Origin of the sequence: Sphingobium sp. HWE2-09, assembly GCF_035989265.1 — a bacterium.
GTDB lineage: Bacteria > Pseudomonadota > Alphaproteobacteria > Sphingomonadales > Sphingomonadaceae > Sphingobium.
In genome coordinates this window covers 727501-739491 of record NZ_JAYKZX010000001.1, presented here as the reverse complement: position 1 = coordinate 739491, position 11991 = coordinate 727501, and the positions used below count along the sequence as shown (strand labels likewise).

Genomic DNA, 11991 nt, shown 5'->3' with positions numbered 1-11991 from the left:
TCGCTCGCACCCACCCTTGAACAGAGTCACGTGCCTCTGTTCAACCCTCCCTTGAAAGGCAGGGGAGATGAATAAGGAGTTTTTTATGCGTATTGCCCTGGCTGGCGCTGGTGCCTTTGGCGAAAAGCATCTTGATGGCCTCAAGAATATCGATGGCGTGACCGTCACGTCGATCATCGGCCGTGAATTGGAAGCCACCAAGAAGGTCGCGGAGAAATATGGCATCGGCCATGTGACGACGGACCTCAACGAAATGCTGGCGCGCGATGACGTGGACGCGGTGATCCTGTGTACGCCGACGCAAATGCATGCGGCCCAGGCGATCGCCTGCATGGACGCGGGCAAACATGTCGAGGTGGAGATTCCGCTGGCCGATAGCTGGGCGGACGCGCAAGCGGTGCTCGCGAAGCAGAAGGAAACCGGCCTGACCTGCATGGTCGGCCATACCCGCCGCTTCAACCCGTCGCACCAGTTCGTCCACAACCGCATCAAGGCGGGCGAATTCAACGTTAGCCAAATGGACGTGCAGACCTATTTCTTCCGTCGCAAGAATATCAATGCGAAGGGGGAGCCGCGGTCCTGGACCGATCATCTGCTGTGGCACCATGCCGCGCACACGGTCGATCTGTTCGCCTATCAGGCGGGCAAGATCGTGTCGGCCCATGCGCTGCAGGGACCGATCCATCCGGACCTGGGCATCGCCATGGACATGTCGATCCAGTTGAAGAGCGAGACGGGCGCGATCTGTACCCTGTCGCTGTCGTTCAACAATGACGGGCCGCTCGGCACCTTTTTCCGCTACATCGGCGATACCGACACCTATATCGCGCGCTACGACGATCTGGTGAACGGCAAGGAAGAGGCGATCGACGTGAGCCAGGTTGCCGTGTCGATGAACGGCATCGAATTGCAGGACCGCGAGTTCATCAGCGCCATCCGCGAAGGCCGCGATCCCAATTCGAGCGTCGCCAAGGTGTTCGATTGCTATCGCGTGCTGGGCGAACTGGAAACGCAGCTGGCGGGTTGATCGGGAATCCCTTCGGGGTCGCATGGAAGGGCGTGGCGGATATTTTCGCTGCGCCCTTTTTGTTTGTGTCTGTGGGTGTTCCCCGGCGAAGGCCGGGGTCCAGTTCGGACGCGGCAACTGGACCCCGGCCTTCGCCGGGGAACAGTTTATGCCCTACCGCCTAAGTCACGCGCTCAGCAGCGGATGCGCCATGCGCAGGTCGTCCAGCAGGCTTTCGATCAGGGCGACGTCCTGGACGCTGCCGGTCGGCATGGCGTTCCAGTTGCAATGCGGGTGGGTGGTGCGGCTGTAAAGACGCAGCTTGCCGACCACCTTGCGCCAGTGATGCTTGCTCTTGCCATGGTCGCGGACCAGGCGGGCCACCAGCAGGTCGGTTAGCGTGTCGGCTGTCATGGCTGGCTATGTAGGGGCAGCGGGCGTGCCGTCAACCTGTCCGCGCGGCGCGATAGGCGCGGGGCGGCTGGCCGATATGGCGGGTGAAGAAGCGCGAGAAATAGGCGGGGTCTTCGAAGCCGATGGCATAGGCGATCTCCGCCACCGAAAGCTGGGAATAGAGAAGCAGCCGACGTGCCTCCAGCAGGGCGCGGTCGTCCAGCATCTGCGCGGGCGAGGTGCCCGCGACGCGGGCGCAGGCGTGGCGCAGCGCGGTGAGGCTGGTGCCCAGCGCGCGGGCGTGGACCGATACCGGTTCGCGCTGGCGGAAGCGCTGCTCGATCCGTTCGCGCAGGCGCGCGACGAGCGCGGCCTGGCGGGCGGTGCCGGGCTGTGCCGCCTGCGCGAGTGTGGCGTGGCGCAGGGCGAGGACCATCAGCGACAGGAGCGCGGATTCGACGGCGGCGCGCTGGCCGGGGCCGGACCAGCCCAGTTCCTGCGCCATGCGGGCGATGATCGTCTGGGCCGTGGCACCTTCGGCCGGGGGAAGGGCGACGGCATGGGGGCGGGCGAAGAGCGGCGTCAGATCGGCGTCGCGGGCGGTGAGGTGGCGCAGATAGGCGTCGGCGATGGTGGTGACATGGCCGCTGGATTCGCTGTGCCAGGTGAAGCCATGGACGATGCCCGCCGGGATCAGCAGTAGGCAGGGGGCGTCGAAGCTAACCTGCGACGCTTCGGCCTGCATCGCGCCGCCGCCTTCGCCGATCAGGATGACATGGTTGAGATCGCGATGAACATGCGGGCGGATCGTCCATTCGCTGGGGCGGGATCGATCGTCCAGGCTTTCGACATGCACGAAGCCTTCCGCCACGCTGCGCTGCGGCTCACCATAGAGATAGAAGCTGGGGACGGGCGTGGTCGACATGATGGATCGTCCATATGCGCCCGGCCCGGCCTGTTCGCAAGCCGTCAGGCGGGGCGGGGGCGCAGCATCGCCAGCAGGACCGCGCCGACCAGCGATCCCAGCGCCATGACGATGGCGACCTGTTGCAGGCCGAAATTCAGGCTGAACAGGAAGCCCGCGAGGATCGGCCCCAAAGCAGCGCCGCCCCGGCCGATGCCGATGACGATGCCGGTCCCGCCCGCGCGCACGGCGGTGGGGAAGGATTGGGCGACCAGCGCATAGAGGCCGACGACGGCGCCATTGGTGCAGAAGCCTGCGGCGGCGGCGATCAGGCTGAGGCCGCCGAGCGTCGTCTGCCCCTGACCGAAGATCGTCACCATGACGGTGGAGGCGACCATGGCGATCATCACCAGGCCGCGCACCGGCAGCCGCCAGCTAAGCGCGCCCAACAGCAGCGAGCCGATAAGGCCGCCGACATTGGCCCAGACCAGCACGCCGCCTGCGGCTGACGGGGCAAAGCCCATGTCCACGACGATCTTGGGCACCCATTTCAGGATGAAGTAGAAGGTCATGATATGACAGAAATAGGCGAGCGTCAGGAAAATGGTGGTGCGCGCCAGGCCGGGCGCGAAGAGGGAGGCGAAAGATGCCTTGGTCGCGGTGGGATCGGGCGGGGGAAGAGCGTCGGCCGGGGCGTGGCCCATGCGGGCGAGCAGGCGGTTGATCCGCGCCAATGCGCCGTGCGGCCGTTTTTGCAGCAGGAAGCCGATCGATTCGGGCAGCAGCCAGAGCGCTATGGGCAGGAAGAGGGCGGTGACGATCCCGCCGAACAGGAAGATGTCGCGCCAGTCGCCCGCGACCAGCAGTTGCGAGGCGACCGATCCGCCCAGGATCGCGCCGACCGGATAGCCCGCCGCCATGATCGCGACGGCCAGGCTGCGCGACCGGGCGTTGGACAGTTCGGCGACCATGGCGTTGGTGCAGGCGAGCATCCCGCCGATGCCAAGGCCGGTGAGCAGGCGGATGACGGACAGCGACACCACGTCCCAGGCCTGGGTCGCGCCCGCCATGCCAGCGGCCATGACGATGAGGCAGCCCAAGATGGTCGGGCGGCGGCCGATGCGATCGGCAAGGTTGCCGAGCAGGACCGAGCCGACGGCCATGCCGATCAGCTCCATCGACAGGACGAGGCCGAGCGCGGCGCGATCGATCCCCCATTCCTTGGCGATGCCGGGCGAGGCGAAGCTGATCGCCAGCACGTCGAACCCGTCGAGCGCGTTAAGCAGGATGCACAGGATGATCGCCGCGATCTGAAGCCGACCCATCGGGGCTTCGTCCAGCCTGTGCCTGATGTCGGTCATGCGTGATCCCGTCCTGAAATATTTATGATCTGTTGGTGTCAGCCTACCGCGAAAATGTCGAGCGCGACATGATCCTTGTAGCGGGCGGCGGTGCAGAGAAAGACGGTGCGGCCGAGCCAGGCGTGGGGGCTGTCGCTGGCGACCTCGAAACGCGGGGTGGTGCGGAAATAATAGAGGGCGGGGTCCACGACGTCGCCCGCCGCGATGCGGGCGAGGACAGGGGCGGGGCCATGGCGATAGCCGGGATTGACGACGGAGATGATCGTGCCGTCGCTGGCTTCGAGCGAATAGCGGGCGAGGATGTCGGCGGTGCCGTCCGCGCGGATCGATTGCCAGTCCGCGCCGCCGGGCAGCACTTTGCCGGTCAGGCGCGGGCCATCGACCGTGCCGCCGGTGATGGGGATGACGCGCTTGCGCACGCCATCGACCATGCCCAGTTCCTGCGGCGCGCCGATGAGGACGCGCAGGCGCAGGGCGAGGCTGAGCGGGGGCGTGGGTAGCGCGGGATGATCGGCGGCTGCCACGAGCGGGGCGGTGGCGCTGGCCAGGGTGAAAGCGGGTAGCGCCTTGAGCAGGCCGCGACGGTGCAGGTCTGGCATATCCTCTCTCCCATTGTTTCGCGATCAGCCGCTTTGCGCGGCTCTGGTGGTGTCGAGCGTAACGGTTGTTGGCGATGGCGGCGGGCGGGTCGATCGTCCATTGCAGGATCGGCAGCACGATAGCCCACCGCCGGGCCGCGCCATCGCAGGCGGCCCGGCGGGGGAGGGGGTCAGCCAGCCTGTTTTGACTTGTCGTAGGCGCCAAGGCCGGGCTTGTAGGTCTTGTCGTCGATGAACTGTTTGATGCCTTCCTTGCGGCCTTCATTGTCGAAGCTGTTGGCCGCTTCCTGCGCGCGGATCAGATAATCTTCGGCATTGTCATAGGTCATTTCGCGGACGCGGCGGATGGCGTCCTTGGTCGCCTTGAGCGCGACGGGGTTCTTGGTCAGCAGAACGTTGGCGACGTCGGTGACGCGCGCCTTCAACTGGTCGAGCGGGAGCGCTTCGTTGACGAAGCCCCATTCGGCCGCCTTCCTGCCATCGACATTCTCACCCATCAGCGAATGATACATGGCGTTGCGGAAATTGGTGAGTTCGGTCGCTACCTTGGCCGCGCCGCCGCCGGGCAGGATGCCCCAGTTGATTTCGGACAGGCCGAACTGCGCCTCTTCCGCCGCGAAGGCGAGGTCGCAGGCGAAGAGCGGGCCGTAGCCGCCGCCGAAGCACCAGCCATTGACCATGGCGATGGTGGGTTTCTGATACCAACGCAGACGCCGCCACCAGCCATAGCTTTCGCGTTGGGCGCCGCGCGTGCCGCGTGGTCCCTGCGCTTCGGTTTCGCGGAAATATTCCTTGAGGTCCATGCCCGCCGACCAGGCGGTGCCTTCGCCGGTCAGCACCAGTACGCCGACATCGGTGCGAAATTCCAGTTCATCAAGGACGCGCATCATCTGGCGGTTGAGGCGCGGCGACATGCAGTTGCGCTTGTCCGGGCGGTTGAAGCTGACCCAGGCGATGCCGTTTTCGATGGTATAGGCGACGGTGTCGAGTTCGGTCTGTTCCACGCCTTCGACGTGCAGGGTGGTGGTCATGGGATCGGTCCTTTTGGGTGATGCGTGATCAGATGGGATAATGGCCCGGCTGCGTTTCGATCGTGATCCAGCGCAGGTCGGTGAAGCTGTCGATCCCCGCCTTGCCGCCGAATTTGCCGTAGCCAGACGCTTTGGTGCCGCCGAAGGGCATTTGCGCTTCGTCATGCACGGTGGGGCCGTTGACGTGGCAGATGCCGGACTGGATCTGGCGCGCGACGCGCAGGCCGCGGGCGGTGTCGCGGGTGAAGACCGAGGCGGAGAGGCCATATTCGGTGTCGTTGGCGAGCGCGATCGCATGGGCTTCGTCGCGGGCGTGGATGAGGCCGACGACGGGTCCGAAACTTTCGTCGCGGAACAGCTTCATGGCCGGGGTCACGCCGTCGATGACATGGGCGGGCATGAGGACGCCGCCGCCTTGCGCCAGCACGGCGCCGCCGTTCAGCTGCGTCGCGCCGGACGCCAGCGCGTCATCGATCAGCGACTGGACATGGGCGACGGTTTTCGTATCGACCACCGCGCCCAGCGGCGTCTTGCCTTCGCGCGGGTCGCCGACGGCCATGGTTGCGACCTTCGCCTGGAACTTCGCGGCAAAGGCGTCGGCGATCGCATCGACCAGGATGATCCGTTCGGTGGACATGCAGATCTGGCCTTGGTTCATGAACGCGCCGAAGGCGGCGGCCTTGACCGCTTCGTCCAGATCGGCGTCCTCCAGCACGATGAGCGGCGCCTTGCCGCCCAGTTCGAGCAGGACCGGCTTGAGATGCTCGGCGCAGCGTTTGGCGATGATTCTGCCCACGGCGGTGGAGCCGGTAAAGTTGACGCGGCGGACGGCGGGATGGTCGATCATCGCGCCCACCACATCACCGGCATCCTGCGGCGCGTTGGTGATGAGGTTGACGATGCCGCCGCCCAAACCCGCTTCCACGAAGGCCTGGACGATCAGGCCATGGGTGCGCGGGCATTGTTCGGATGCCTTGAGCACGACGGTGTTGCCGCAGGCGAGCGGCACGGCGATGGCGCGGGTCGCCAGGATGATAGGCGCGTTCCACGGGGCCATGGACAGCACCACGCCGGCGGGTTCGCGGATCGCCATGGCGATGCAGCCGGGCTTGTCGGACGGGATCACTTCGCCGCTGATCTGGGTGGTAAGGCTGGCGGCTTCGCGCACCATCGAGCTGGAAAGCATCAGGTTGAAGCGCGCCCAGCCTTCGGTCGCGCCGATTTCCTCCATCATCGCGGCGACGAAGTCCGACGCCTTGGCGTCCAGCGCGTCGGCGGCCTTCATCAGGGCGGCGCGGCGGGCATTGGGGCCAAGCGCCGACCAGGCGGGGAAGGCGGCTTGTGCGGCGTCGACGGCGGCGATCGCATCGTCGGGGCTAGCGGCTGCGGCGGTGGTGGCGACCGCGCCGGTGACCGGATTGATACGCTGGAAGGTGGCGGCAGCGGCGCGCTGGTCCCCGCCGATGATCAGGGCGATGTGCGATTCAGACATATCCGACTCCTATTATTGCTATGATTCATAACAATGTTGATTGCTATGCACAATAGCATTATCCCGATGGGCATGGATCGGCTCGACCCCCCTGACAATCGCCTGCACGATCCGGTCGCATCGCATCTGGGCTATCTGTTGCGGCGCGCGTCGGCAGCGGTGATGGCGGCGCTGGGCGCCAGGCTGGCGGCGATCGGGATGCGGCCGGTCGAAGGCACGATCCTGATCCTGGTCGGCGCCAATCCCGGTTGTATCCAGAGCGATGTCGGCCGGATGCTGGGGATCAAGCGGGCGAATATGGTGCCGCTGATCGCCGCGCTCGCCAACAAGGGTCTGATCGACAAATCGCCGGTGGACGGCCGCAGCCTGGCCTTGTCGCTGACGGCGGCGGGGGAGGCGGCGCGGGCGCGGGTCGAGGCGATCATGGCGGCGCAGGAGGCGCAGGTGGAACGGATGTTGGCCGGGCAGGACGTCCTGCTGTTGCGGCAGGCGCTGTGCCGGATCGTTGATGGGGACGAAATCGGGGCTACGTGAACCTGTCGCGGCGGGGGGCGTTACCCTTACGCCCTTGGCTTGCCCTGACCCATGTGGGAAAGGCATTGGCGGGATCGCCCCAACAGGAAGCATGACAGACCAATGATGTTTTTGCCGATCGACAGGATGATGCGCGCCGCCAGCGTGGCAACGGGCGCGCTGATGTGCGCGATACTGACGCCTTCGCCGTTGGGCGCGGCGGAACCGGCGCCGTTCGAACTGGCGGGTCCGGCGCTCGACATATTGGTGATGCGCGGCGACCAGAGCCTGCCGATCGCGCAGGTGCCGAGCCTTTCCGAAGGCGATCGGCTGTCGATCGAGGCGGACCTGCCCACCGATCAGGGCGCGCGCTTCATCCTGGTGTCGGCCTTCCTGCGCGGGGCGACCAATCCGCCGCCCAAGGACTGGGTGCAGTTCGCCGAGACATGGAAGAAGAAGGACAAGGACAAGGCGCTGGTGCTGACCGTGCCCAAGGGCGCGCGGCAGATGGTGTTATTCCTGGTGCCCGACACCGGCGGGGCGGAAGGCGTGTTGTCCGACGCGGTGCGCGGCAAACCGGGCGAATTCGTGCGGGCGACGCAGGATCTCAACCAGGCCTCGCTCGACCGAACCCGGCTGGACGCGTTCATGGCGGCGATCAAGGCGCAGGAAAACAGCCATCCCGAATTTCTGCGCAGCGTCGCGCCGACGCTGGCACGCAGCCTGTCGATGAAGCTGAACGAGGATTGCCTGTCCAAGGTGGTGGAGATGCAGGCGGCGTGCCTGCTCGACAATCGCGAGACATTGGTGCTGGCCGACGTGCACAGCAGCTCGATTGCCGAGACGCTGACCGGCGCGCCCACCGACCTGGCGCTGCAACTGAGCGCCACGCGAGAAGCGGGCTATGGCTATTATAGCGCCTATATCGGCGTGGTGCGGGACATCGCCAAGATTTTCGGCGCATTCAACAGCCCGCAATTCAATTATCTGCCGACGTTGAGCGTGCGCAAGGCGGACGGCATTTCGTTGCTGCTCAATGCCGCGCCGTCCTTCCAGAAGCCCAAATCGGTGATGGTCGTCGCCATGCCCGCGATCGAGGCGGACAGCCCGCCACGCCTGCGCCGCAGCGGCGATGCGCCGGTCTGCGCGGTCCGGGCGGGGACGGTGCTGCCGGTGGAGGGCGCGCCGCTGATCTTTTCCACCAACTATGCCCGCGACGTGATGCTGACGCTGAAGGCGGCGTCGGGCGAGACGATCGAACTGCCGGTGGAGGCGCGCGCCGACCGGGGCGGCTATGTGCTGACCGGCAGCGGCCTGCCGCCCACATTCAAGGGCGCGGTGGAAGGGCATCTCTACGGCCGCTGGGGGTTCGATCGTTTCGAAGGACCGGACTTCACGCTGCAATTGCCCGATGCGAACGGATGGACGATCGCGGGGGAAGGGCAGGGGCTGGTGGTCGGCCGCGACAATGGCCTGACGCTGAAAGGCGCGGCCCCGGCCTGCGTCGAAAGCGTGACCCTGCGCCAGGGCGATGCGCCGCCGCTGCCGGTCAAATGGACGGTGCAGGGTCGCGACGCGCTGGCGCTGACCGTGCCGTTGGCGGACCGCAAGCCCGGCGCGCTCAGCATCGAGGTAAAATATCAGGGCGTGCCCCAGCCTTCCGCCATTCCCCTGCGCAGCTATGCGCAGGCGAGCCGACTGGACGGGCTGGTGCTCCACGCAGGCGACAAGGGTGCGCTGCTGTCCGGGCAACGGCTGGACCAGGTCGACAGCGTGGAGGTAGGCGGACTGTCGCTGCGCCCCGCCGGGCTGACGCGGGATGGGACGGTAGACCGGCTACGATTGCTGGCGCAGGGCGATGCTACCGCGCCCGAGGCTGGCAGCGACGAGACGGCGCGGATCAAGCTGCGCGACGGGCGGAGCGTCACCTTGGCCGTCACGGTATCGGCGGCGCGGCCGCAGGTGGGGCTGCTGAGCAAGGATATTACCCTGGGCGCGCCGCCCGCGACCGGCAAGGCGCTGGCGCTCAATGGCGACAATCTGTTGCCGGACAATGGGCAATTGGTGTTTTCGGTGCAGGCGGGGGAGGGGACGAAGCTCAGCGCGAACGACGTGATCGAGGTCGCGCCGGGCGAGGATGGCGACGCGATCCGGCTGACCGCCGCCAACGGGCTGCGGCTGGAAAGTCCCAAGGTGATGGTGGCGACGCTGGACCCCAAGGCGATGGCCCCGTCGCTGTTCGGGCCGCTGCGCTTTCGGCTGGTGCGTGGGGGCGAGGCCAGCGACTGGCAGCCGCTGGTGACGCTGGCGCGGCTGCCGCAGATCGAGGCGGTGGCCTGCGCGGCCAAGGCGGAAGGCTGCACGATCAAGGGGCGCGACCTGTTCCTGATCGACGCGGTGGGCGCGACGCCGACGCTGGACCAGGCGGCGCAGGTGGCGCATGGCTATACCGGGTCGGCGTTGAAGGCGCCCGCGCCGCAGGACGGTAAGCTGTATCTGCGCTTGCGCGATGCGCCAGACAGTGTGGTGACCCTGCCGACCGCATAGGCGGCAAGCGGATCGTCCATCCTGATGTTCGTCGGAATAGCCTGTCTGACGGCTTATATGAGAGATTGTGGTCGTCCTGTGCGGACGGTCACGGTTCGATCGTCCAAGTCATAGGCTGTTCCGGCCATGGCGCCCGACCGATCCGCGCCGCATCATCGCCGTCCATGTCCAAGGACGGGAGAGGATGATCATGAAGACGCAGGTCGCTATCGTGGGCGCTGGCCCCGCCGGGTTGATGCTGGGCCATTTGTTGCGCGCCGAAGGGATCGACGCCGTCGTGGTCGAGCGCGCGTCGCCCGACTATGTGCTGGGCCGCATTCGCGCCGGGGTGCTGGAGCGCACGACCACCGATCTGATGGACCGGCTGGGCCTTGGCGCGCGGATGCATGCCGAAGGGCTGCCGCATGACGGTTTTCACTTGGCCGATGGCGAACGGCTGATCCGCATCGACATTGCGGCGCTGACCGGCAAGCACGTCATGGTCTATGGCCAGACCGAAATCACTCGCGACTTGATGGAAGCCGCGCCCGAACGCGGGCTGGAGGTCATCTATGACGCAGGCGACGTCGCCCTGCATGACGTGGACAGCGATGCGCCCTACCTGACCTACAGCAAGGACGGCGCGACCCATCGGATCGACGCGGCATTTCTGTGTGGCTGCGATGGTTTCCATGGTCCCTCGCGCAAGGCGATCCCGGCATCGGTCGCGACCGCTTATGAGAAAGTCTATCCGTTCGGCTGGCTCGGCATATTAGCGGACGTGCCGCCGTGCAATCATGAGTTGATCTACGCCAATCACGAACGCGGCTTTGCGCTGGCGTCGATGCGGTCGGCGACGCGCAGCCGCTATTATGTGCAGGTGGCGCTGGACGAAAGACTTGAGGACTGGTCCGACGACCGATTGTGGGACGAACTGGCGATCCGGCTGGGGCCGGAGGCGGCGGCCAACATCACGCGCGGCCCGGCGCTGGAAAAATCGATCGCGCCGCTGCGCTCCTTTGTGTTCGAACCGATGCGCCATGGCCGGTTGATGCTGGCGGGCGACAGCGCGCATATCGTACCGCCGACGGGGGCGAAGGGGTTGAACCTGGCGATGTCGGACGTCCATTACCTGTCGCAGTCGTTGATCGCCTACTTCAAGAGTCATGACAGCGACGCGGTGGCCCGCTATTCGGACAAGGCGCTGGCCCGCGTCTGGAAATCGGAACGCTTTTCGTGGCAATTGACGACGCTGATGCACCGCTTCCCCGATAGCGATGCGTTCGATCGCCGGATGCAGGTCGCCGACCTCGACTATATCGCGTCTTCGGTCGCGGCGCAGACGACGATCGCGGAAAATTATGTAGGATTGCCACTGTAGATATGACCAGTCTCCCCACGCGCACCATAGGCCCTTTCACCGTTTCGGCCATCGGCCTTGGCTGCATGAATCTGTCCCACGCGTATCTGCCGCGTCCCGACGCGGCGACGGCGGAGCGGCTGTTGCGCCATGCGCTCGATGTCGGCGTCACCTTTTTCGACACCGCCGCGCTTTATGGCTTTGGCGCGAATGAGGAATTGCTGGGGCGGACGCTGATGGACCGGCGGGGCGATTTCACGCTGGCGAGCAAATGCGTGTTGGGGGAGATTGACGGGAAGCGCGGGCTGGACGGATCGCCTGCGGCGATCGCCAAGGTGATGGACAACTCGCTGCGGCGGCTGAAGGTCGATCATATCGACCTCTATTATCTCCACCGGCTCGATCCCAAGGTGCCGGTCGAGGAGTCGGTCGGCGCGCTGGTGCGCGGCGTGGAGGCAGGGAAGATCGGGGCGATCGGCCTGTCGGAAATGTCGGCCGCCACCCTGCGCCGCGCGCAGGCCGTGCATCCGATCGCGGCGATGCAGACGGAATATTCGCCCTGGGTCCGCAACCCGGAAGTCGCGGTGCTGGATGCCTGCGCCGAACTGGGCGTGGGTTTCGTCGCCTTCTCACCGCTGGGGCGCGGTCTGCTGGCGGGCAATCCGACTGCCGCTGATTTGCCCGAGGGCGACATCCGCCGGGGAATGCCGCGCTTTCAGCCCGAGCATCTGGCGGCGAATCTGGCGCTGGCGGGCAGGTTGAAGGCATTGGCCGATCAGGCCGGATGCACGGCGGCGCAACTGTGC

11 protein-coding genes (1 of these 11 only partly in view) are annotated in these 11991 nt (G+C 66.2%); 5 read left to right on the top strand and 6 right to left on the bottom strand.

Annotated features, from left to right (window positions below):
- Nucleotides 1-85 precede the first annotated feature (85 nt).
- A complete protein-coding gene (locus U5A89_RS03420; RefSeq protein WP_338159768.1) occupies nucleotides 86-1027 on the top strand; it encodes a Gfo/Idh/MocA family oxidoreductase in 942 nt (313 codons plus the stop codon).
- A 165-nt stretch (nucleotides 1028-1192) separates the two neighbouring features.
- On the opposite strand, the gene U5A89_RS03415 is transcribed toward U5A89_RS03420, so the two are convergent.
- The 6 genes from U5A89_RS03415 to U5A89_RS03390 all read right to left on the bottom strand — a co-directional run bounded on the left by U5A89_RS03415 (nucleotide 1193) and on the right by U5A89_RS03390 (nucleotide 6786).
- Entirely contained in the window at nucleotides 1193-1420 is a 228-nt protein-coding gene (locus U5A89_RS03415; protein WP_338159767.1) for a hypothetical protein, read from the bottom strand.
- A gap of 31 nt (nucleotides 1421-1451) precedes the next feature.
- Nucleotides 1452-2324, bottom strand: coding sequence for a helix-turn-helix domain-containing protein (locus U5A89_RS03410; RefSeq protein WP_338159766.1), 873 nt, complete (start codon nucleotides 2322-2324; stop codon nucleotides 1452-1454).
- Between the two features lie 44 nt (nucleotides 2325-2368).
- Entirely contained in the window at nucleotides 2369-3664 is a 1296-nt protein-coding gene (locus tag U5A89_RS03405; RefSeq protein ID WP_338159765.1) for an MFS transporter, read from the bottom strand.
- Between the two features lie 38 nt (nucleotides 3665-3702).
- Nucleotides 3703-4263 (bottom strand): DUF3237 domain-containing protein, encoded by a 561-nt coding sequence (locus tag U5A89_RS03400; protein WP_338159764.1) that lies wholly within the window; start codon nucleotides 4261-4263, stop codon nucleotides 3703-3705.
- A 170-nt stretch (nucleotides 4264-4433) separates the two neighbouring features.
- On the bottom strand, nucleotides 4434-5294 hold the full coding sequence (locus tag U5A89_RS03395; protein ID WP_338159763.1) for a p-hydroxycinnamoyl CoA hydratase/lyase: 861 nt from the start codon (nucleotides 5292-5294) through the stop codon (nucleotides 4434-4436).
- 28 nt (nucleotides 5295-5322) lie between these two features.
- Nucleotides 5323-6786, bottom strand: coding sequence for an aldehyde dehydrogenase (locus U5A89_RS03390; protein ID WP_338159762.1), 1464 nt, complete (start codon nucleotides 6784-6786; stop codon nucleotides 5323-5325).
- Nucleotides 6787-6831: 45 nt separating this feature from the next.
- Here U5A89_RS03390 and U5A89_RS03385 point away from each other — a divergent pair, with 45 nt between their 5' ends.
- The 4 genes from U5A89_RS03385 to U5A89_RS03370 all read left to right on the top strand — a co-directional run.
- Nucleotides 6832-7320 (top strand): MarR family winged helix-turn-helix transcriptional regulator, encoded by a 489-nt coding sequence (locus tag U5A89_RS03385; RefSeq protein ID WP_338159761.1) that lies wholly within the window; start codon nucleotides 6832-6834, stop codon nucleotides 7318-7320.
- Nucleotides 7321-7422: 102 nt separating this feature from the next.
- Complete coding sequence (locus U5A89_RS03380) at nucleotides 7423-9846, top strand: hypothetical protein (RefSeq protein WP_338159760.1); 2424 nt, start codon at nucleotides 7423-7425, stop codon at nucleotides 9844-9846.
- Nucleotides 9847-10036: 190 nt separating this feature from the next.
- On the top strand, nucleotides 10037-11206 hold the full coding sequence (gene pobA, locus U5A89_RS03375; RefSeq protein ID WP_338160160.1) for a 4-hydroxybenzoate 3-monooxygenase: 1170 nt from the start codon (nucleotides 10037-10039) through the stop codon (nucleotides 11204-11206).
- Nucleotides 11207-11208: 2 nt separating this feature from the next.
- Nucleotides 11209-11991 carry the 5' portion of an aldo/keto reductase gene (locus U5A89_RS03370; protein ID WP_338159759.1) on the top strand. Its footprint extends 228 nt past the window's final position, so 783 of the gene's 1011 nt are visible here — the first part of the coding sequence; it begins with the start codon at nucleotides 11209-11211; the stop codon falls past the right edge of the window.